Origin of the sequence: Paraburkholderia sp. DHOC27 (assembly GCF_003429005.1) — a bacterium.
Classification (GTDB): domain Bacteria; phylum Pseudomonadota; class Gammaproteobacteria; order Burkholderiales; family Burkholderiaceae; genus Paraburkholderia.
On sequence record NZ_QVQV01000006.1, the window covers coordinates 89,467 to 111,494 of the forward strand.

General features: G+C 62.7%; 20 protein-coding genes. 14 read left to right on the plus strand and 6 right to left on the minus strand.

Annotated features, from left to right (window positions below):
• Positions 1–24: 24 nt before the first annotated feature.
• Genes D0B32_RS19115 through thiL form a run of 3 tightly spaced genes read right to left on the minus strand, consistent with a single transcriptional unit; the run spans position 25 to position 2,162 of the window.
• Positions 25–525, minus strand: a complete 501-nt coding sequence (locus D0B32_RS19115) for a CinA family protein (protein WP_117335868.1) — start codon at positions 523–525, stop codon at positions 25–27.
• A 25-nt stretch (positions 526–550) separates the two neighbouring features.
• Positions 551–1,177, minus strand: coding sequence for a phosphatidylglycerophosphatase A (locus D0B32_RS19120; protein WP_181969848.1), 627 nt, complete (start codon positions 1,175–1,177; stop codon positions 551–553).
• Entirely contained in the window at positions 1,167–2,162 is a 996-nt protein-coding gene (gene thiL, locus D0B32_RS19125; RefSeq protein ID WP_117335869.1) for a thiamine-phosphate kinase, read from the minus strand. The genes D0B32_RS19120 and thiL overlap by 11 nt, the downstream gene beginning before the upstream one ends.
• A 220-nt stretch (positions 2,163–2,382) precedes the next feature.
• On the opposite strand from thiL, the gene D0B32_RS19130 reads away from it, so the two are divergent.
• The 3 genes from D0B32_RS19130 to D0B32_RS19140 all read left to right on the plus strand — a co-directional run bounded on the left by D0B32_RS19130 (position 2,383) and on the right by D0B32_RS19140 (position 6,048).
• The gene (locus D0B32_RS19130; protein ID WP_117335870.1) at positions 2,383–4,677 is read left to right on the plus strand and encodes an NADP-dependent malic enzyme; all 2,295 of its coding nucleotides are present in this window, start codon (positions 2,383–2,385) and stop codon (positions 4,675–4,677) included.
• A gap of 371 nt (positions 4,678–5,048) precedes the next feature.
• Positions 5,049–5,471 carry a ribonuclease gene (locus D0B32_RS19135; protein ID WP_117335871.1) on the plus strand — a complete coding sequence of 141 codons (423 nt, stop codon included), beginning with the start codon at positions 5,049–5,051 and terminating at the stop codon, positions 5,469–5,471.
• A 7-nt stretch (positions 5,472–5,478) separates the two neighbouring features.
• Positions 5,479–6,048, plus strand: coding sequence for a barstar family protein (locus D0B32_RS19140; RefSeq protein ID WP_259295050.1), 570 nt, complete (start codon positions 5,479–5,481; stop codon positions 6,046–6,048).
• A gap of 142 nt (positions 6,049–6,190) precedes the next feature.
• Here the strand turns inward: D0B32_RS19140 and D0B32_RS19145 are convergent, their stop codons facing one another.
• Both D0B32_RS19145 and D0B32_RS19150 read right to left on the minus strand, forming a co-directional pair.
• Complete coding sequence (locus D0B32_RS19145; protein ID WP_117335872.1) at positions 6,191–6,931, minus strand: 16S rRNA (uracil(1498)-N(3))-methyltransferase; 741 nt, start codon at positions 6,929–6,931, stop codon at positions 6,191–6,193.
• Between the two features lie 19 nt (positions 6,932–6,950).
• Complete coding sequence (locus D0B32_RS19150) at positions 6,951–7,364, minus strand: glyoxalase/bleomycin resistance/extradiol dioxygenase family protein (protein WP_117335873.1); 414 nt, start codon at positions 7,362–7,364, stop codon at positions 6,951–6,953.
• Positions 7,365–7,964: 600 nt separating this feature from the next.
• On the opposite strand from D0B32_RS19150, the gene tkt reads away from it, so the two are divergent.
• Entirely contained in the window at positions 7,965–9,986 is a 2,022-nt protein-coding gene (tkt, locus tag D0B32_RS19155; protein ID WP_117335874.1) for a transketolase, read from the plus strand.
• 98 nt (positions 9,987–10,084) lie between these two features.
• Positions 10,085–11,095, plus strand: a complete 1,011-nt coding sequence (gene gap, locus D0B32_RS19160) for a type I glyceraldehyde-3-phosphate dehydrogenase (protein ID WP_117335875.1) — start codon at positions 10,085–10,087, stop codon at positions 11,093–11,095.
• Between the two features lie 341 nt (positions 11,096–11,436).
• On the opposite strand, the gene fur is transcribed toward gap, so the two are convergent.
• A complete protein-coding gene (fur, locus tag D0B32_RS19165) occupies positions 11,437–11,865 on the minus strand; it encodes a ferric iron uptake transcriptional regulator (protein WP_074262478.1) in 429 nt (142 codons plus the stop codon).
• Between the two features lie 164 nt (positions 11,866–12,029).
• On the opposite strand from fur, the gene D0B32_RS19170 reads away from it, so the two are divergent.
• The 9 genes from D0B32_RS19170 (at position 12,030) to D0B32_RS19210 (ending at position 21,749) form a co-directional block, all read left to right on the plus strand.
• The gene (locus D0B32_RS19170; protein ID WP_117335876.1) at positions 12,030–12,845 is read left to right on the plus strand and encodes an outer membrane protein assembly factor BamE; all 816 of its coding nucleotides are present in this window, start codon (positions 12,030–12,032) and stop codon (positions 12,843–12,845) included.
• Positions 12,846–13,021: 176 nt separating this feature from the next.
• Positions 13,022–13,819, plus strand: a complete 798-nt coding sequence (gene dapB / locus D0B32_RS19175) for a 4-hydroxy-tetrahydrodipicolinate reductase (RefSeq protein ID WP_117336295.1) — start codon at positions 13,022–13,024, stop codon at positions 13,817–13,819.
• A 57-nt stretch (positions 13,820–13,876) separates the two neighbouring features.
• A complete protein-coding gene (locus D0B32_RS19180; RefSeq protein ID WP_117335877.1) occupies positions 13,877–14,578 on the plus strand; it encodes a MotA/TolQ/ExbB proton channel family protein in 702 nt (233 codons plus the stop codon).
• Positions 14,579–14,658: 80 nt separating this feature from the next.
• Positions 14,659–15,090 carry a biopolymer transporter ExbD gene (locus tag D0B32_RS19185; RefSeq protein ID WP_117335878.1) on the plus strand — a complete coding sequence of 144 codons (432 nt, stop codon included), beginning with the start codon at positions 14,659–14,661 and terminating at the stop codon, positions 15,088–15,090.
• 126 nt (positions 15,091–15,216) lie between these two features.
• Positions 15,217–17,808, plus strand: coding sequence for a leucine--tRNA ligase (gene leuS, locus D0B32_RS19190; RefSeq protein ID WP_117335879.1), 2,592 nt, complete (start codon positions 15,217–15,219; stop codon positions 17,806–17,808).
• Positions 17,809–17,896: 88 nt separating this feature from the next.
• Entirely contained in the window at positions 17,897–18,448 is a 552-nt protein-coding gene (gene lptE, locus D0B32_RS19195) for an LPS assembly lipoprotein LptE (protein WP_117335880.1), read from the plus strand.
• 99 nt (positions 18,449–18,547) lie between these two features.
• A complete protein-coding gene (gene holA / locus D0B32_RS19200) occupies positions 18,548–19,705 on the plus strand; it encodes a DNA polymerase III subunit delta (RefSeq protein ID WP_117335881.1) in 1,158 nt (385 codons plus the stop codon).
• A 246-nt stretch (positions 19,706–19,951) separates the two neighbouring features.
• Positions 19,952–21,223, plus strand: a complete 1,272-nt coding sequence (locus D0B32_RS19205; RefSeq protein ID WP_117335882.1) for a glutamate-5-semialdehyde dehydrogenase — start codon at positions 19,952–19,954, stop codon at positions 21,221–21,223.
• Between the two features lie 109 nt (positions 21,224–21,332).
• Positions 21,333–21,749 (plus strand): CopD family protein, encoded by a 417-nt coding sequence (locus D0B32_RS19210; protein WP_117335883.1) that lies wholly within the window; start codon positions 21,333–21,335, stop codon positions 21,747–21,749.
• Positions 21,750–22,028: the final 279 nt, after the last annotated feature.

A 22,028-nucleotide genomic window follows, 5' to 3' on the forward strand; every position in this document is an offset into this window, starting at 1 on the left:
AGCGCGTAAAGTCTGCGCTCACGCTTACCGTTCACGCTCGTCGAGCAACGCCAGCACCCCGCGCAGCGCATGCGCCGCCGCCTGCACGCGGATTTTCTCGCGATCGCCCTTGAACACGACCGTCTCCACCGATGTATGCAGCCGGTTGCTCCAGCCAAACGACACCATGCCAACCGGCTTGTTCTCCGTGCCGCCACCTGGGCCGGCCACGCCGGTAATGGAGACGGAAACCTGCGCGCGGCTATTGCGCAGCGCGCCTTCCGCCATCGCGCGGGCCACGGGTTCGCTGACCGCGCCGTACTTGTCGATCAGATCGGCCGGCACGCCGATCATCTCGGACTTGGCCTGGTTGGAGTAAGTGACGAAGCCGCGCTCGAACCAGCCGCTGCTGCCCGAGATATCGGTGATGGCGGTGGCGACCATGCCGCCCGTGCAGGACTCGGCGGTCACGAGCATCAGGCGCTCGTCGCGCAGCCGGTTGCTTACGCGGATGGCGAGTTGGTGGACGACGGAATCGGTAGGCATGCAAATATCCGGAAAGCGTGGACGGTCAGACACTCATGCGCCACAGCGCAATGACCAGCAAGGTGAAAAACGCCGCGACCAGGTCGTCGAACATGATGCCAAAACCACCTTTCAGCCGGCGGTCGAAGTAACGGATGGGCGGTGGCTTCACCATGTCGAAGAAGCGGAACACCACGAAGGCCCACGCCTGGCCGGTGAAGGTGGCCGGCGTCACCATCAGCAGGACCAGCCAGAAGGCGACGATCTCGTCCCAGACGACCGACGATGGATCGTCGGTGCCCAGCCGCTTCGCCGTGAAGGCGCTGATCGAAATACCGGCGAGGAAGCCCACCACGATCAGCGCGGCCCAATCGAGCACGGTCAGATAGCGGTTCAGCACATCGAAGGACGCCCACGCGAACAGGGTGCCGAAGGTGCCGGGGGCGAACGGCGACAGGCCACTGCCGAAACCCAGCGAGATCAGGTGCAATGGATGCGACAGCATGAACTGCGCGGTTGCGCGGCGCGGCCGTGAGGCTTGCGGCCTGGGGGCGTCCGGTCCAGGCGCGTTGGGTTCGGGCGTGTCCGGCCTGGCAGCGTCTGGCGGCAGGCCGCTGCGCGTTGCGCCGCTGGCGAAGTCGTCGCTCGATCCGAGCGGAGGTTCAGTCTGCATGGAAGTGGTCGAAGCCCTGCAAGCTCAAGCTGAGCGGGTTGCCGCCGGCGTCGCGCCAGCTAATGGCGGGACGCTCGGTTGCCGATTGGCGTGCAGCTATTGTACCGATGCGAGTCACCGGAATATCGACCGCGCGGCCCGCTGCTTCAACTGCAGCCCGGGCGGTGGATGGCGCGGTGAAGCACAACTCGTAATCGTCGCCGCCGGCCAGCGTGCAGCGTTGCTGGATTTGCGGGTCCAGACGACGTAGCGCGGCGGAGCGCGGAATGGCTTCGATATCCACGATTGCGTGCATGCCGGAGCGTTCTAGGATGTGCAGCAGATCGCCCGCGAGTCCATCCGACAGGTCTAGCGCTGCATGCGCGATGCCGCGCAACGCCAGGCCAAGCGCGACGCGCGGTTCCGGGCGTTCCAGGGCGCGGCGAAATGTCGCAGTGTCGGTGGCATCGGCTGTCCACTCGCGGCGCAGGACGCCCAATCCCGCACGAGCGTCGCCAAGGGTGCCGGAGATCCAGATGTCGTCGCCGTCCTTCGCCGCATCGCGTCTGAGCGCGACCTTGGGCGGCACGCTGCCAAACACGGTGAGGCACAGGTTGAGCGGCCCCGCGGTGGTATCGCCCCCAATCAACGCGCAATCGAAGCGTTCCGCGAGTTCGAAAAGCCCCGCGCTAAAACCGGACAGCCAGGTTTCGCTCGCCTGCGGAAGCGCGAAGGCGAGCGTAAAGGCTTGGGGCTTAGCGCCCATCGCAGCGAGATCCGACAGATTAACGGCGAGCGCCTTGTGACCCAACGCGTGCGGGTCGATGTCCGGAAAGAAATGGCGTCCTTCTACCAGCATGTCCGTCGAAATGGCCAGCATCTCGCCGGGAAGCGGTGCGAGCAGCGCGCAATCGTCGCCAATACCCAACGTGCCATTGGCAATGGTGCGAGCCTTGGCGGCGCGGCGCGCGAAAAACTGGTCGATCAGCGAAAACTCAGAGAGCATGAAGCGGAGTCCGTGTTCGGAAGTGGCCGGATTGTGAGGCTAACTGCGTGCATTGCGAGGTCATATTGCTGCGATGCCGCATTCAGTGTCTTGAAATGCGGCCGGCGCTTTCACTTTATTCCGGTCGCGGCACCTGTGCCCGGATTGGAGGAATCGTCTCGGGGATTGGCGCTACAATGCGGTCGAACACCTATTCTAATCTGCACTCCAAGCCCGCCTTATGTCGACTCCCGTCAAAACCAATCTCCGCGAAGCCGCTCTCGATTATCACGAGTTTCCCACGCCCGGGAAGATCGCGATCGCGCCGACCAAGCAGATGATCAACCAGCGCGACCTCGCGCTGGCCTACTCGCCTGGCGTTGCGTTCGCGTGCGAAGAAATCGTCGAGAACCCGCTCAATGCTGCCCGTTTCACCGCGCGAAGCAATCTCGTGGGCGTCGTGACCAACGGCACGGCCGTGCTCGGGCTCGGCAATATCGGCCCGCTCGCCTCGAAGCCCGTGATGGAAGGCAAGGCGGTGCTGTTCAAGAAGTTCGCCGGCATCGACGTGTTCGATATCGAGTTGAACGAGTCCGATCCGCACAAGCTGGTCGAGGTGATCGCCGCGCTGGAGCCGACCTTCGGCGGCATCAACCTGGAAGACATCAAGGCACCGGACTGCTTTATCGTCGAGCGCGAATGCCGCAAGCGCATGAAGATTCCGGTTTTCCACGATGACCAGCACGGCACGGCGATCGTCGTGGCGGCGGCGGTGACCAACGGTCTGAAGGTGGTCGGCAAGGACATCCGCGAGGTCAAGCTGGTGGCCTCCGGCGCGGGCGCGGCGGCGCTGGCTTGTCTGGATCTGCTGGTGGATCTGGGTCTGCCGCTCGAAAATATTCTGGTGACCGACCTGGCCGGCGTGGTCTACAAGGGCCGCGTCGAACTGATGGACCCGGACAAGGAGCGCTTTGCCCGCGAAACCGACGCCCGCACGCTGGCTGAGGCGATTGGCGGCGCGGACGTGTTCCTCGGCCTCTCGGCTGGCGGCGTGCTCAAGCAGGACATGGTCAAGCAGATGGCCGAGCGGCCGCTGATCCTGGCCCTCGCGAACCCGACTCCCGAAATTCTGCCGGAACTGGCGCTGGAAGTGCGTCCGGACGCGGTGCTGTGCACGGGCCGTACCGATTACCCGAATCAGGTGAACAACGTTTTGGTGTTCCCGTTCCTGTTCCGCGGCGCGCTGGATGTGGGCGCGACCACGGTCACGCGGGAAATGGAAATTGCCGCGGTCAATGCGATTGCCGAACTCGCGCGCCAGGAGCAAAGCGACATCGTCGCCACGGCGTACGGCATTCAGGATCTCTCGTTTGGCCCGGAATATCTGATTCCGAAGCCGTTCGATCCGCGCCTGATCGTCAAGGTCGCGCCGGCGGTGGCAAAGGCGGCGATGGCTGCGGGCGTGGCCGAGCGGCCGATCGAAGACATGGACGCGTACGAGCAGCATCTGCAGCAGTTCGTGTACCACAGCGGTACGACCATGAAGCCGATCTTCCAACTCGCGCGTGGCGTCGAGCCGGAGAAGAAGCGCATCGTGTTTGCCGAGGGTGAAGAAGAGCGAGTGCTGCGCGCCATTCAGATCATCGTCGATGAAAAGCTGGCCAAACCGATCCTGATCGGCCGCCCGGCGGTCATCGAGCAGCGCATTGCGCGTTATGGCCTGCGTCTCGTCAACGGACAGGACTACACGGTCGTCAATACGGATCACGACGAGCGCTACCGCGACTTCTGGCAGTCGTATCACAAGCTGATGGGCCGCAAGGGCATCAGCGAGCAGATGGCCAAGCTGGAAATGCGCCGCCGGACCACGCTGATCGGCTCGATGCTGGTGAAGAAGGGCGAAGCGGACGGCATGATCTGCGGTACGGTCAGCACGACCCATCGCCATCTGCACTTCATCGACCAGGTGATCGGCAAGAAAGAAGGCTGCAACGTGTATGCGGCGATGAACGGGCTGGTGTTGCCGGGTCGGCAGATTTTCCTCGTCGATACGCACGTCAACATGGATCCGACGCCGCAGCAGCTCGCCGAGATCACGATCATGGCGGCCGAGGAAGTGCGCCGCTTCGGCATCGAGCCGAAAATCGCGCTGGTGTCGCATTCCAACTTCGGCACGAGCAACGCGCCTTCTGCCGTGAAGATGCGCGAAGTGCTGGAGATCCTGCGCGAACGTGCGCCGGATCTGGAAGTGGACGGCGAAATGCACGGCGACGTCGCACTCGACCACAACCTGCGCCGCGAAGTGCTGCCGGAATCGACGCTGGAAGGCGATGCGAACCTGCTGGTGATGCCGAATATCGACGCCGCCAACATCTCGTACAACCTGCTGAAGACGGCGGCCGGCAATAACATCGCGATTGGTCCGATCCTGCTGGGCGCGGCCAAGCCGGTGCACGTGCTGACCGCATCGGCGACGGTGCGCCGGATCGTCAATATGACGGCGCTGCTGGTGGCGGACGTGATCGCCGCCCGTTAAGCGTTAGATACAGAAATGGCCCGCACGAACGCGTGCGGGCAAAAAAAGGCGTGCCCGCAATGGGCACGCCTGTGGGTACTGCAGGGGATTGCATCCCACCAAGAACAACAGAGACGGCACGCCACCTCCAGACAGATTCGGAGCGGGGGGACAAACCCCGGGATGACTCCGAACGTTGCCGTCGAGCTAATTTTATCCTGAGCACGCTAAAATAATCTGTCAAATGTCGTCAAGCCCGTGCTGACGGGGCTTTGCCGCGACTAGCAGACCGTTCGTTGGCCGAAGCAACGTTGATTCCGGGGGCCATTAGCGATACCCTTACGTCTTTCATGGTCGTCAAACTCGTGATCTAACAACGGGAACCGTGCTACATGGCGCGCAAGTGGCTCCGCAATGGCGTGCTTCTCAGCGTCATTACGTTTGGCAGTATGTGCGGGGCGCCGGGTCTGATTTCGGGCGCGTTTGCGCGAGACTTCTGGGCGTCCGGCAATAGCGACAATCAGGTGCAGGGCACCATCGCGGTGGCGCAGTTGCCACGAGAAGCGGTCAATACTTTGAACTTGATTGCCGCAGGCGGGCCTTACCCGTATGAGAAGGACGGCATCGTATTCGGCAACCGCGAACGGCTGCTACCGCCGCATCGGCGCGGCTTTTACCACGAATACACCGTTCCCACGCCGCGTTCCCGCAATCGCGGCGCGCGTCGCATCGTCTGTGGGGGTCCGCTGCAGCGAACCGACAACTGCTTTTACTCGGACGACCACTACACCAGTTTTAATCGTATTGTTGAATGACATCGGGATGAACGGCATGAGCGACAACATCTACGCGCACGACTCCGGAGTCGCGACTGATCTGTTCGCGGCCGGCGACGGCAATCTCTTTCAGCGCGTCATGCAGATGCGCGCCGCCGGTGACGGACGGGACACTCAGAGCGAAGCAAGCATTGAGCTTTCATCGAACGAGGGGCCTATGAGTCTTTTCAAGACCGTACGACCAAACATCGTACAGTCGATCCGCGCGTTTCGCGTGCAGGATCTCGCCGACGAAGCCAGCCAGCTTGGCCAGCACTTCCTGTATGCGTATTGCGCAAATGCGCAGTCGAGACAGGAGGTCATGGAGACGATTGCGACGTCCTTTCTGTTTCCGAAACACTTCGGCAAGAACTACGACGCGCTTTACGATTGCCTGACGGAACTGGTTGCCAAGGCGGGCAATCAGCCTGGCTTCGTGATCGTGCTGGAAGCGTTGCCGGTAGCGCAGAAATTCGATAAGGAAGGGCGCGAAACGCTGCTCGACGTGTTCCGCGAGGCCGCTGAGTATTGGGCCGAGCGCAAGGTCGCGTTCAGGGTGTTTTATTCGTTTGCCTGATCAACGCGGCAGATAGGTCAGCGAAGTAAAAGTCAGCATGAAAGTAAAAGGCCCGCCATCTGGCGGGCCTTTTACTTTGCGACTGCGTCACCGCGCGTCACCCAGTGGTTTCGGGCGGCGTCATGCGCTCGCCTTGATGTGCTTACCAGGCGCCCCAGCGCGCCGCCAACGCGGCCAGCACGGCAATACCCGCCGTTTCGGTGCGCAGCACACGCGGGCCAAGCCCGACAGCGGTAAATCCGTGGCTGGTGGCCGCGGCTTCTTCAGCGGCTGAAAAACCGCCTTCAGGTCCAATCAGTAACGTGACGCGCCCCGGCGGCGGAGAGGACGGCAGCGCGGTAAAGCTGATGCTGGCGCGCGGCGACAGCAGCAGGCGCATCTCGCCGGGCTCGGCCTCGCGCGGCAGGGCGCCCAGCCACGTCGCGATCTCGCGCACGGGTGCCACGTCCGGCAGGCGGTTGCGCCCACATTGTTCGCACGACGAACGGACGATACCTTGCCAATGCGCATGCCGACGTTGAGCGCGCTCGCCCGACAGCCGCACCACGCTGCGCGTCGTGGTGAGCGGGACGAAACTCGACACGCCCAGCTCCACCGCTTTCTCAATCAGCCAGTCCATCTTGTCGCCGCCGGCGATGCCTTGTGCGAGCGTCAGATGATAGGGCGCTTCCACTTCGATTTCGCGGAATTCGCGAATCCGCACGCTTGCCGAGCGGCGCTCGACTTCGACGAGTTCTGCGCTGAACTCGCCGCCATCGCCATTGAAAAGCACGATTGAATCGCCTGGCTGCAGACGCAGAACCTGGATGTGCCGTGTGACGTCATCGGGAAGCTGCATGATGTCGTCGGGGGTAAGAGAAGTACCGACGAAGAAGCGAGGCATCAGGAAAATACTCATTGGTTCACGAAAGGTGGCGAGCGAGCGCCCAGCGGTAGCCGTCCAGGTCTTCAACCTGGGCGAAACGGTCACCCCAGAACTGATCCTGCGGCTCGCTCAGCGATTTTGCACCAGCGGCGAGCGCCCGCGCATAAACCGCGTCGACATCGTCGACATAGACATAAAACGATTGCGGAGCAATTGCCCCCGCACTCTTGGGCGTCCTCGCGGTCGAGCCGAACGCGCCTTCCGGCGCGAACATCACAATCAGTTGGCCCTGATAGACCATCTCGACATGCATGACGACGCCGTCGTCCTGGACGCTGTCACGCACCTGGAAGCCGAAGGCGGCCTCGAAGAACGCAATCGCGGCACGCGCGTCGCGTACCGTCAGATAAGGGGTCAACCAGGGCACACCGGCAGGGCGGAAGGCGGTCATGGGGTTCTCCGGATCTAAGGACAGCGGGGCGAGTGCAGCACAGCCAGGCGGTAGGCGCATAAGACGACAGCGCCGACCAACCGCACATTCTGCCGCCGCGTCACCGTGAAGGCTTTAAGAATTGACTTAGTTTATCGCGCAAGGCCCGAGATGCCGAGCATCGCCCGGCATGGGGGCCGCTGTCGTAGTAGCGCAGTTTGTCGATCCCGGGTCAGGCAAAGCGCTGGTCCGCTTAGGCATGAGTCAGCGCGGCGGCAAGGCCGGGGGGTTCGCTGACGCTTGCCGCGGGGAGCCATATGGCACGTATGGGCACGTATGCGGCGGCATGAAACAGCCAAGGGGCGCGCGCGGTCAGCAGGCACGGGCGGGCACCGGAAATTGGGACGGCAGGATTATATGGCCGGAACCCCGCCTTTCCGTGTGGTATCGCGCCGGCCAGGTAACAAGCATCTGCTAGAATGACCCGCTTTGCAGCCTTGTCCGTTTGCTCTGCCCGTTTCGCGTCATCAGGCGCCGCATCGTGCGCCAGATCCACGGGCCGCCGAGCTTCCGGACCACCGCCCGCGCCCCGCTTTTTGGACTCGTTCTCCGGACCTCGACATGACGACCTCGTCTCCTGCCTCCACCTCCCTGATGGCCAATGCGATCCGCGCGCTGGCTATGGACGCTGTTCAGCAAGCCAATTCCGGCCACCCCGGCATGCCGATGGGTATGGCTGAAATCGGCGTCGCGCTGTGGTCGCGCCATCTGCGCCACAACCCGAACAATCCGCAATGGGCTGACCGCGACCGCTTCGTGCTCTCGAACGGCCACGGCTCGATGCTGCTGTACTCGCTGCTGCATCTGACCGGCTACAACCTGCCCATGGAAGAGCTGAAGAACTTCCGGCAAATGCATTCGAAGACGCCGGGCCATCCGGAATACGGCATCACGCCGGGCGTCGAGACCACGACTGGCCCGCTGGGTCAGGGCCTGGCCAATGCGGTCGGCATGGCGCTCGCCGAGTCGCTGCTCGCCACTGAATTCAACAAGCCGGACGCGAAGATCGTCGATCACCACACGTACGTGTTCGTGGGCGACGGTTGCCTGATGGAAGGCATCTCGCACGAAGCCTGCTCGCTCGCGGGCGTGCTGAAGCTGAACAAGCTGATCGCGTTCTACGACGACAACGGCATTTCGATCGACGGCGAAGTGGTGAACTGGTTCCACGACGACACGCCGAAGCGCTTCGAGGCCTACGGCTGGAACGTGGTCCCGAACGTGATTGGCCACGACGTGGAAGCCGTGGACGCCGCGATCAAGCAAGCCAAACTGTCGGACAAGCCGACGCTGATCTGCTGCAAGACCGTGATCGGCGAAGGCGCGCCGACCAAGGCCGGCAGCCACGATTCGCACGGTGCGCCGCTTGGCGAGAAGGAAATTGCCGGCGCGCGTGAAAAGCTCGGCTGGAAGTGGGCGCCGTTCGAAATCCCGGCGGAAGTCTACGCCGCATGGGACGCGAAAGAGGCCGGCGCGCAGAACGAAGGCGAGTGGAACAAGGCGTTCGCTGCCTATCAGGCCAAGTACCCGCAGGAAGCCGCTGAATTCACGCGCCGTATGGCCAAGCAACTCCCGGCAGACTGGCCGGAAAAGTCGCAGGGCATCATCGCCGGTGCTAACGAGCGCGCTGAAACCATCGCTACCCGCAAGGCATCGCAGCAAGCCATTGAAGGTCTCTCGACCGTGTTGCCGGAACTGCTCGGCGGCTCGGCTGACCTGACCGGTTCGAACCTCACCAACTGGAAAGCGGCCAAGCCGGTGCGCGTGAATGCGGAAGGCCGCGCTGCTGGCGACTACGTCAACTACGGCGTGCGCGAATTCGGCATGAGCGCGGCGATGAACGGCATCGCGGTGCACGGCGGCTTCAAGGTGTTCGGCGGCACGTTCCTGACCTTCTCCGACTACAGCCGCAACGCGCTGCGCGTGGCCGCGCTGATGAAGGCGCCCACCATTTTCGTGTTCACGCACGATTCGATCGGCCTTGGCGAAGACGGCCCGACGCACCAGTCCATCGAACACGTGGCGAGCCTGCGTCTGATCCCGCATCTGCAGGTGTGGCGTCCGGCTGATACCGTCGAAACGGCGGTGTCGTGGACCCAGGCGGTCGAGCATCATGGCCCGTCGGTGCTGATCTTCAGCCGTCAGAACCTGCTGTTCTCGGAGCGCACGGACGCGCAGATCGCCAACATCGCGAAGGGCGGTTACGTGCTGCGCGACTGGAACGACGAGATCGTCGCTCGCAAGATCATCCTGATCGCGACGGGTTCGGAAGTCGAACTCGCGTTGAAGGCGGTCGAGCCGCTCGCGCAGGAAGGCATTGCCGCGCGCGTGGTGTCGATGCCGTCCACCAACGTATTCGACCAGCAAGACGCGGAGTACCGCGAACGCGTGCTGCCGAAGGGCGTGCGCCGCGTTGCAATCGAAGCAGGTGTGACGGATTTCTGGCGCAAGTACGTGGGTCTGGAAGGCGGCGTGGTGGGTATCGACACGTTCGGCGAATCGGCCCCGGCTGGCGTGCTGTTCAAACATTTTGGCTTCACCGTCGAGCATGTCGTAGAGACGGCCAAAGCCGCGCTGGACTGACGGGTCATGCGACCCTGCTGCGTGCGCCCCACGCCCGGCAGGGTCCGGCCCAGCAGAAGAAACATGGATGTATTTTTTCAGCCATCAGGAGATAGACCATGACGATTCGCGTCGCAATCAACGGCTACGGCCGGATCGGCCGCAACACGCTGCGCGCCTTCTACGAAAACGGTAAGAAGCACGACATCCAGATCGTTGCCATCAACGACCTGGGTGATGCCAATACCAATGCTCACCTGACGCAATACGACACGGCACACGGCAAGTTCCCTGGCGAAGTGTCGGTGGATGGCGATTACCTCGTCGTCAACGGCGACCGCATCCGCGTGCTAGCTATCCGCAATCCGGCTGAACTGCCGTGGGCCGAACTGAACGTCGACGTCGTGATGGAATGCACGGGCTTTTTCACGACCAAGGAAAAAGCCAGCGCGCACATCAAGGGTGGCGCGAAGAAGGTCATCATCTCGGCACCGGGCGGCAAGGATGTGGATGCAACGATCGTCTACGGCGTGAACCATAACGTGCTGAAGGCATCGGACACGGTGATCTCGAACGCATCGTGCACGACCAACTGCCTGGCACCGCTCGTCAAGCCGCTGAACGACAAGATCGGTCTGGAAAACGGTCTGATGACCACGATCCACGCGTACACGAACGACCAGGTTCTGACGGACGTGTATCACGAAGACCTGCGCCGCGCGCGCTCGGCTACGCACAGCCAGATCCCGACGAAGACGGGCGCTGCTTCGGCGGTCGGCCTCGTGCTGCCGGAACTGAACGGCAAGCTGGACGGCTATGCGATTCGCGTGCCGACCATCAACGTGTCGATCGTCGACCTGTCGTTCATCGCCAAGCGCGACACGACGGTAGACGAAGTCAACGCGATCATGAAGGAAGCGTCGGAAGGCGAGCTGAAGGGCATTCTCGGCTACAACAAGGCGCCGCTGGTGTCGATCGACTTCAACCACAACCCGGCTTCGTCGACCTTCGACGCGACGCTGACCAAGGTCTCGGGTCGTCTGGTGAAGGTGTCGAGCTGGTACGACAACGAGTGGGGCTTCTCGAACCGCATGCTGGACACGGCTGTGGCGCTCGCGAACGCAAAGTAAGCGGCATGGCGGCGCATGCGCGCCGCTGTGACCGCCGATGTAGAAGCCGCTCTCTGGAGCGGCTTTTTTGTTTGGAGAACGACGGAGTCCGCGCGAGCGGCATCGTAACGTTGCGTAATGCTGTCACAAGAGATGGTCGGGCCGCGGCGCATTCTGACGAGGCACAATGAGCGGCGTCGCGCGTGACGTGAGGCATGCGATGCGCTGCATGCGCGAAGGTCTTCGAAGCACGAGACGCCACGGTTTGCGAACACAAAAAAACCCGGTGAGCCAGCTCGACCGGGTTTCCTTTTACGACCCTCAATCCGTACGTCTTGCGACCCCCAAGCGGGCAACACGCATCAATGTTTGCGATGCGGGCAATTCTCCTTGGTGCAGGCGCCGTACAACGCGAGGGCATGTTCCTGCAACTTGAAGCCACGTTCCTTGGCAATGGCTTGCTGGCGTGATTCGATTTCCTGGTCGAAAAATTCTTCGACGAGCCCGCAGTCGATACACACCAGATGGTCGTGATGCGTACCTTCGTTCAGTTCGAACACGGCCTTGCCGGATTCGAAGTTGCTGCGCGAGAGCAGGCCCGCCTGCTCGAATTGGGTCAGGACGCGATACACGGTGGCAAGGCCAATATCGAGCTCTTCGTGCAGCAGATTGCGGTACACATCTTCTGCGGTCAGGTGGCGCACCGGGCTGTGCTGGAAGATCTCGAGGATCTTGAGGCGCGGTAGGGTCGCCTTGAGGCCGATATTTTTCAGATCGGTTGGATTGGTCATGACAAGGGATCCCTAGAGTACAATGCAGGGTTCTAATAGTAATGTGTTTACGCTGTTCTGGTCATCTTCGATGCAATGAAACTCGCGCGGCTCGCCCTTGAGGCAGGGCCCGCACGGTGAGTGAAATGATTTCAAAATCCTTATTGTTCTACCGGGGGAGCCGCATGCGGGGTACCTTGATTGCTGCAGCGACTGTCGCGGTGCTTGCCGGATGCTCCACTTACGACAGCGTAACGCAGCGCATTGCTCAAAGCATCACGCCGTACCGGATTACCGTTGTGCAGGGCAATTTCGTCTCAGCCGAAGCAGCCGCGCAGATGCAGGCCGGCATGTCGCGTGACCAGGTGCGCCAGTTGCTCGGCACGCCGTTGCTGGCCGACATGTTCCACGCGGACCGCTGGGACTACGTGTTCTATTTCAAGCGCGGCAACACGAGCGTCGTGCAGCAGCGCGACTTCGTCGTGAACTTCGCGGGAGACCGTGTCGCGAGCTGGTCGGGTGGTGAAGACCTGCCGTCCAATCTCGAACTGCTGGCTGAGATCGACGGCGACAAGCGCAACAAGAAGGCAGTCCCGGTCGCGTCGGCCAGCGTGCCGGCGGTCGCTACCGCGCCGGTGGCTGCGTCGGCTACGGCTGCGCCGCCAACCAACGCTGCCCAGGCGGCCGCGCAGTCGATGGACCCGAACGCTCAGGCGGCGCAAGCTGCCAACCGCGCAACGGATGCCGTGCAGGCGCCGACCGGCAAGATCACGCCGTCCGTACGTGCGGGCACGCCCACCGCAAATGGCGGCATCGTGCCGGAAGGCGCAACGTCGCCGGGCGCGCCGCAGTTCCAGTTCTCGCGTCCGCCGCCGCCGCAGGTGCCGGATCAGCAGCAGACCAATCCGGTTGGGCCGGCAGGCTCGCAGAGCAACAACGGTGTGACGTATAACGCACCGCTCACGTCGTCGCAGCCTGCGCCGTCGGGAACGGGTAGCTAATATCGTTGTCTCTGATGACGGGCAACGCGCGCCGCGCGGGCCCGTCATTTCTGCTTTTGTAGGTGCTTTTATTTCGGTTGTTTGCTGGCTTTTGCGACGCTTCCGTTGACGGCATTTCGTCCGCTCAATGAATGCGACGCGTTCGCCGTTTTTTGCCGCTCTTCCACGTGGTTGCCATGAAAATTGCCATTGCGGGCGCATCCGGCCGGATGGGCCGAATGCTCATCGAAACCGTCCTGAATGATTCCGGCGTCACGCTGTCCGGCGCGCTCGACCGTACCGGTTCGCCGCAACTCGGTCAGGATGCGGGCGCGTTCCTCGGCAAGACAACGGGCGTCGTGCTGACGGACGACATCGAACGGGTTTTCGCCGAATCCGACTACCTGATCGACTTCACGCGCCCCGAAGGCACGCTCGTGCATCTGGCGGCGGCGCAGCGTCACGGCGTCAAGATGGTCATCGGCACCACGGGTTTCGAGGCCGAGCAAAAGGCGCAATTGCGCGCGGCAGCCGAGAAGATCGGCATCGTTTTTTCGGCCAACATGAGCGTGGGCGTCAACGTCACGCTGAAGCTGCTGGAGTTCGCCGCGCGCCATTTCGCGACGGGCTACGACATCGAGATCATCGAAGCGCATCACCGTCACAAGGTCGACGCGCCGTCCGGCACGGCGCTCGCTATGGGCGAAGCGATCGCCGGCGCGCTGGGCCGTTCGCTCGACGACTGCGCGGTCTATGGTCGCGAAGGCATCACCGGCGAACGCGATCCGTCCACCATCGGCTTTGCCGCGATTCGTGGCGGCGATATCGTGGGCGATCACACGGTGCTGTTCGCGGGCATTGGCGAACGCGTCGAGATCACCCACAAGTCGGCGAGCCGTTTGTCTTACGCACAAGGCGCGCTGCGCGCGGTGCGTTTCCTCGAAGGCCATGCAACGGGCCTTTACGACATGCAGGACGTGCTCGGCCTGCGCTGAGCGCGTTCGCACCCGGTGCGCGCACGCCGCGCGCGCACCTTTGAACCGTGAGGTCCAATGGCAGGCACCGGTATCCTCCACTACCTGCAAACCAGCGATGCCATCACGCACGCAGTCGCATACGTACTGCTGGCCATGTCGATCGCAAGCTGGTGTTTCCTGATCGTCAAAAGCTGGATCCTCAGCCGCGCGAAGCGCCAGGCGGCGCCTGCGATTGCCCGCTTCTGGCAGGCCTCCACCTTGTCCGATGGTGTCGCGGAGCTGCGCCGCGCCGATACCGAGCGCGTCTTCACGCCCCTTGCCGAGGCCGCGCTGCAGGTGAGCGAGGTGGATATTCCCGGAGCGTTGCTGGCCCGTGTCGATCGTAGCGAGCGGGTGCTGCGGGCGCTGCGCCAGGCGCTCAATGCGTCGCAGCGCCGGCTGGAGTTCGGTCAGGTGCTGCTGGCGTCGGTGGGCAGCACGGCGCCCTTCGTGGGGCTGCTCGGCACCGTATGGGGCATTTATCACGCATTGGGCAGCATTGCCGCGAGCGGGCAGGCGATGATCGAGAACGTCGCTGGACCAGTCGGCGAGGCGCTGATCATGACCGCCTTCGGCCTCGTGGTCGCGATTCCCGCAGTGCTTGCTTACAACGTACTGGGCCGCATGGTGCGGCAGTTGTCCGAGGAACTGGACGGTTTCGCGCACGATCTGCACGCGTATGTATGCGCGCCCGTGCCTACGCGGACACCGGAAGGCGTGTTGGCGCAGACACGATGAGCGGTTCGGGCTTGCACGGGTAGTGCATCAGAACCTGCACGCAGCGCAACCCGCTCAGACGGCACAATCAGGAGGTCGGCATGGCATTCGGCGGACTCGAAAAAAAGCAGTCGGCAGCGCCGATGGCGGAGATCAACATGACGCCGCTGATCGACGTCATGCTGGTGCTGCTCGTCATCTTTATCATCACCGCGCCCCTGTTCACCCACGCGATCCGGCTCGATTTGCCAAAGGTCGCGGCGGCACCCGCGCGGCAGACGCCGCAGACCATCACGCTGTCCATCGACGAGGCTGGCAAGATTTACTGGAACGGCACCATCCTGACGCTCGACCAGATGCGCGCGCGCTTCGTCGAGGCGGGCAAGCAGCAGGATCAGCCCGAAATCCAGCTACGCGCGGCCTGCTCCACGCGTTATGAGGTCATCGCGCAGGTGATGGGCGCGGCCCAGCAGGCGGGGCTCGAACGCATCGGTTTCGTGACCGACCCGCCGCCCGCCGCGGCGAGCCATTAGCCGGGCGGGCGGACGGTATAATCAACCTTTTCCCTGACGGTCCAACCACGGGGAAACGACGCCATTTCATCCAGCAGAGCACCAGGTCCGGTGCGAAAGCACCGAACCGAGCGATCCCACCACACCATGCACGAAAAATACGTTCCCTCCGACGTCGAATCCGCCGCGCAAGGGCAATGGCGCGCTGTCGACGCCTATAAGACAACGGAAATCACCGACAAGCCCAAGTTCTACTGCGTCTCGATGCTGCCGTACCCGTCGGGCAAGCTGCACATGGGCCACGTGCGCAACTACACGATCAACGACGTGATGTACCGCTATTTGCGGATGAACGGTCACAACGTGCTGATGCCAATGGGCTGGGACGCGTTCGGCATGCCGGCGGAAAACGCCGCGATGGCCAACAACGTGCCGCCGGCGAAGTGGACCTACGACAACATCGCGTACATGAAGAAGCAGATGCAGTCGATGGGCCTTGCCATCGACTGGTCGCGCGAAGTCGCCACCTGCAGCCCCGATTACTACAAGTGGAATCAGTGGCTGTTCCTGAAGATGCTGGAAAAGGGCATCGCGTACAAAAAGACCGGCACCGTCAACTGGGATCCGATCGATCAGACCGTGCTCGCCAACGAGCAGGTGATCGACGGGCGCGGCTGGCGTTCCGGCGCGCTGGTCGAGAAGCGCGAAATCCCGATGTACTACATGCGTATCACGCAGTACGCGGATGAACTGCTGAACGACCTCGAAGGCCTCGGCTGGCCCGAGCGCGTCAAGATCATGCAGCAGAACTGGATCGGCAAGAGCTTCGGTGTGAACTTCGGTTTCCCGTACGAGATCGACGGCGAGCAGAAGCTGCTGCGCGTGTTCACCACGCGCGCCGACACGATCATGGGCGTCACCTTCTGCGCCATCGCCGCCGAGCATCCGCTCGCCACGCGTCTCGCGCAGGACAAGCCGGAACTGCAGGCCTTCATCGAAGAATGCAAGCGCGGCGGTGTGGCCGAGGCCGACGTCGCGACGATGGAAAAGAAGGGCATGGGCACCGGTTTCTACGTCACGCATCCGCTGACGCAGGAGCGCGTCGAAGTGTGGATCGGCAATTACGTGCTGATGAGCTACGGCGAAGGCGCGGTGATGGGCGTGCCGGCGCACGACGAGCGTGACTTTGCGTTCGTGAAGAAATACGGTCTGCCAATCAAGCAGGTGGTCGCGGTCGAAGGCAAGGAGTTTTCCACTGACGCCTGGCAGGAATGGTACGGCGAGAAAACCGGCACGCTGGTCAATAGCGGCAAGTACGACGGCATGGGCTACACGCAGGCCGTGGATGCGATCGCGAGCGACCTGAAGGAACTGGGCCTCGGCGACAAGCAGATCACCTACCGTCTGCGTGATTGGGGCGTTTCGCGCCAGCGTTACTGGGGCACGCCGATTCCGATCATCCACTGCCCGACGTGCGGCGACGTGCCGGTGCCGGAGAAAGATCTGCCCGTGGTGCTGCCGGAAGACCTCGTGCCGGATGGCACGGGCAACCCGCTGGCGAAGTCCGAGGCATTCGTCAATTGCACCTGTCCCACCTGCGGTGGAGCTGCGAAGCGCGAAACCGACACGATGGACACCTTCGTCGATTCGTCGTGGTACTTCTATCGCTACGCCGCGCCGGACGCGAAGACGATGGTCGACGAGCGCACGGATTACTGGGCGCCGATGGACCAGTACATCGGTGGTATCGAGCACGCCATCCTGCACCTGCTGTATTCGCGTTTCTGGGCGAAGGTGATGCGCGACATGGGCCTCGTGAAATTCAACGAGCCTGCCAAAAACCTGCTCACGCAGGGCATGGTGCTCAACGAAACGTTCTATCGCGAGAGCGATGCGGGCAAGAAGACCTGGTACAACCCGGCCGACGTCACAGTAACGCACGACGACAAGGGTCGTCCGGTCGGCGCGGTGCTGAATTCGGACGGTCAGCCGGTGGTGCTGGGTGGCGTCGAGAAGATGTCGAAGTCGAAGAACAACGGGGTCGATCCGCAAACGCTGATCGACCAGCACGGCGCCGACACCGCGCGTCTGTTCGTCATGTTCGCCGCGCCGCCCGAGCAGCAGCTCGAGTGGTCGGGCGCGGGCGTGGAAGGCGCGAGCCGCTTCCTGCGTCGCGTGTGGGGCTTCGGTCATGCCAACGAAGCAGCCTTGCGTGAGCGTGCATCGTTCGATGCCGCGCAACTCGGCGAAACCGACAAGGTGCTGCGTCGCGAAATTTACAGCGTGCTGAAGCAGGCCGACTTCGACTACCAGCGTCTGCAATACAACACGGTGGTCTCGGCGGCGATGAAAATGCTCAACGCTCTGGATAGCGCCAAGGGCGCGAACCCGGCCGTGCTGCGCGAGTGCTACAGCGTGATGCTGCGCGTGCTGTACCCGGTCGTACCGCACGCCACGTTCCAGTTGTGGCAGGAACTGGGCTATGCCGACGAGTTTGGTACGCTGCTCGACGCGCCGTGGCCGAAAGTCGACGAAAAGGCGCTGGAACAGGCTGAGATCGAACTCGTGCTGCAGGTGAACGGCAAGGTTCGCGGCGCGGTGAAAGTCGCCAAAGACGCGCCGCGTGAAGAGATCGAAAAAGCTGCGCTTGCCCACGAGATGTTCGCGAAGTTCAGCGAAGGCAACGCACCCAGGAAGATCGTCGTCGTGCCTGGCCGTCTGGTGAATATCGTCGTTTGATGTTTCAGCGGTCAGTGAGCGGAGAGGCGCCGCGAGACGTGGCGCCATCCGGATGGGGTACGGGATTTACTGCGAACCAGGAGCCAATGTGACTCGCAGATCGTTTTTGACGCTGGCGTGTGGGGTGATGATGCTATCCGCCTGTGGCTTCCAGCTACGCGGCCAGCAGGACTATCCGTTCAAGCGTCTTGCCGTGACGGGCGCGCCTCCCGCCTTCCTGGGACGTCTGAGCCGCGTGATCCAGGGCGGCAGTGACACGGTCGTCGTCACGTCGCCGGGCAATGCCGACGCCATCCTGCACGTGTCGGAAGGTCTTGGTAATAGCGTGCTGACGATGAATTCGCTGGGCGTCGTCGAGGAATATCAGCTGAACTACACGCTGAGCTACACACTCGTCGGCGCAGACGGCACGCAACTGATTCCGCCGAGCAATATCGCGCTGAATCGCGCGATGACGTATAGCGATCAATACGCGAACTCAAAATTCGCGGAAGCCGACCTGCTGTACGCGGACATGCGCAACGACGCAGTCGATCAACTGACGCGCCGTCTCGGCGTGGTGCGTTCACTGCACCCGGCACCGGGGCAGGGCGTGCCGGGCGTTTCGCCGCGCGCTCCGTTGCCGCCGCCGCCTCTCTAAGCACCTGTGTCTGTTGTGCGCCCGGCATGTTTTGCGGGCGCGGCATGCTCAGTGCAGAACGCCTTGCCAACCTTGATGACGTGTTGACGACCTATCGCCATGCAACTGCGACTTGACGCGCTCGAAGCGCACCTCGCGAAGGGACTCGCCGGCCTGTACGTCGTGTACGGCGACGAGCCCCTGCTCGCGCAGGAAGCGTGCGACCGCATCCGGGCAACCGCACGGGCGGCGGGTTACACCGATCGCTCGGTGTTCACGGTCGAGCGCGGCTTCGACTGGAGTTCACTGCTTGGCGCGAGCCAGTCGATGTCGCTGTTCGGCGACCGTCAGCTGGTCGAACTGCGCATTCCGTCAGGCAAGCCCGGCAAGGAAGGCGCGGACGCGTTGAAGTCGCTGGCCGACGCCGTGAATCCCGACGTGCTCACGATGGTGACGCTGCCGCGGCTCGATGCGGCCACGCAGAAATCCGGCTGGTTCACGGCATTGGCCGAAGCGGGCGTCGCGCTGAAGATCGACCCCGTGGAACGGGCGCAGTTGCCCAACTGGGTTGGCCAGCGGCTCTCGCAGCAGGGTCAGCGGGTCGCGGCGGGTGAAGAAGGGCGGCGTGCGTTGCAGTTCATCGCGGAACGGGTGGAAGGTAATCTGCTCGCGGCGCATCAGGAGATTCAGAAGCTCGGGCTGCTGTATCCGGAAGGCGCGCTCAGCTACGAACAGGTTCAGGACGCCGTGCTGAACGTCGCGCGCTACGACGTGTTCAAGTTGAACGAAGCCATGCTGGCCGGTGACGTGGGTCGCCTTGCACGCATGCTCGACGGCTTGCGCGGCGAGGGCGAAGCGGCGGTGCTGGTGTTGTGGGCCGTGGTGGAGGAAGTGCGCACGCTGCTGCGGATCAAGCGGGGTGTCGCGGCGGGCAAGCCGCTCGCCATGCTCACGCGCGAGAACCGGGTCTGGGGGCCGCGCGAACGCTTGATCGGACCGGCGCTGTCACGTGTGACGGAAGCGGCGCTGGAGAAGGGTTTGGCACTGGCTGCCAAACTCGACCGTCAGGTGAAGGGGCTGTCGGGCGGCTCGCGTGGCGATCATCGTAATGATCCGCCGCCTGATCCGTGGGATGGGCTTTTCGAGCTGGCCATGACGGTGGCCTCGCCGGGCAAGACCGCAGGCGCTGCGCCTGGCGCGGCGGCGGGCAGGGCAAGGCCACCGGGCGCACCAGCAGCGCCAGCTCGCCCGGTGATGCCAACGCGGCGCCCAGTCTAGACCGCGCCTGGTGTTCGCGCGGATTGTCTTGCGGCCAATGCCATGCCGTCGGGTTGCAATGTGATGCGGTCCGCGCTGACATGACCTGGCTGCGCCGCCGTCCGAAACATTCACGTCCCGATTGTTGATATCACACCGAGCAAGACGGCTTTACCCGCCTTACAATCGTTTGATGCTTTGATAATTCTGCCTCCTCACTGGCCTTAAAACGGGCCGCAAGACGGGCGCGGCACCACGAGAATCACCATGAATATCAACCAGTACATGACCGACCTCGGCCAACGTGCCCGTCACGCTTCGCGTGCGATGGCGCGAGCGTCGACGGCCGCGAAGAATGCCGCGCTGGATGCGGTGGCCCACGCCATCGAACGTGACGCCGCGCAGTTGAAAGAAGCCAATGCGCGCGACGTAGCCAAGGCACGCGAGAAAGGGCACGACGCCGCTTTTATCGACCGTCTGATTCTGTCTGACAAAGCGCTGAAGACGATGGTGGAAGGCTTGCGCCAGGTGGCTGCGCTGCCCGATCCGATTGGCGAGATCAGCAACCTGAAGTATCGGCCGAGCGGCATCCAGGTGGGCCAGATGCGTGTGCCGCTGGGCGTGATTGGCATCATCTACGAATCGCGTCCCAACGTTACCATTGATGCTGCCGCGCTGTGCCTGAAGTCGGGCAATGCGACGATCTTGCGCGGCGGGTCGGAAGCGCTCGAATGCAACACAGCCCTGGCCAAGCTGATCGGCGAAGGGCTCGAGGCCGCGGGTTTGCCGCAGGACGCAGTGCAGGTAGTCGGCACGTCGGATCGCGCCGCGGTCGGCGCCTTGATCACCATGACCGAGTACGTGGATGTCATCGTGCCGCGCGGCGGCAAGAGCCTGATCGCACGTCTGATGGAAGAAGCGCGCGTGCCGATGATCAAGCATCTGGACGGCATCTGTCACGTGTACGTCGACGATCGTGCGGATCTCAAGAAGGCGCTAACGGTTTGCGATAACGCCAAGACGCACCGCTACGGCACCTGCAACACGATGGAAACACTGCTGGTGGCACGTGGCATTGCAGCGGAAGTGCTGCCGCCGTTGGGCAAGCTGTACCGCGAGAAGGACGTCGAACTGCGTGTCGACGCCGCCGCGCGCGCCGTGCTGGCGGACGCGGGTGTGGGCCCGTTGGTCGAGGCCACGGAAGAAGACTGGCGCACGGAATATCTGGCGCCGGTGCTGGCCATCAAGGTGGTGGACGATCTCGACGCCGCCATCGAGCACATCAACACGTTTAGCTCGCAGCACACCGACGCGATCGTCACCGAAGACCACGACCGCGCGATGCGTTTCCTGCGCGAAGTGGATTCGGCGAGCGTGATGGTGAATGCCTCCACGCGTTTCGCCGACGGCTTCGAATTCGGCCTGGGCGCGGAGATCGGCATTTCCAATGACAAGCTGCATGCACGCGGGCCGGTGGGGCTGGACGGCCTGACGTCGCTGAAGTACATCGTGCTCGGACACGGTGAAGGCCGGCAATGAGAGGTGGGCCGCCAGCCGCTGGCGGTCGACTGCGGGTCTCGACTGCGGGTCGTTACCTGCATTACGCAATAGCCAACAATAAGGTCAACTAGCCGTGCTTGGACTCCCGATGCTTTGGGTGAAGACGTTTCACATCGTTCTGATTGCTTCCTGGTTTGCCGGCCTGTTCTACCTGCCGCGCATCTTCGTCAATCTGGCGATGGAAACCGAACCCGCTGCGACCGCGCGCCTGCTCATCATGGCGCGAAAGCTCTATCGTTTCATGACGTTCATCGCGTTTCCGGCGTTGGCCTGCGGGCTGTGGTTGTGGCTCGTGATCGGCATTGGACGCGGCGAGGGCTGGATGCACGCGAAGCTGGGCGTGGTCGTGCTGCTGATCGTCTATCACTTTTATTGCGGACGATTGCTGGCGACGTTCGAGCGTGGGGAGAATAAACGCTCGCATAAGTGGTATCGCATGTTTAATGAATTGCCGGTGCTGGGCATGCTGGCGGCGGTGGCGCTGGTGATTTTGAAGCCGTTTTAAATAATAAGAATATTCTTATTGAAATTGTCGTGATTGATTCGCGTGTTAATTGTTAATGCGTGAGTTCTGTTTGTATATTTGATCTTATATTGTCCGGCATTCCTTGCCGGACAACCGGTCTAGCGCATTTCGCTGTCAAACATCTCCCGTCGCAAATTATTTTTCCTCGGTTCTCGCCTCCAGAATTTTCCTGATCTGCATCTGCAAACGATGGCATGCTTTTGCCTGCGTTCCATCTAAGCTGTCCTCTGGTTTCCCTGCTTTGTAGGTATCTCCAAT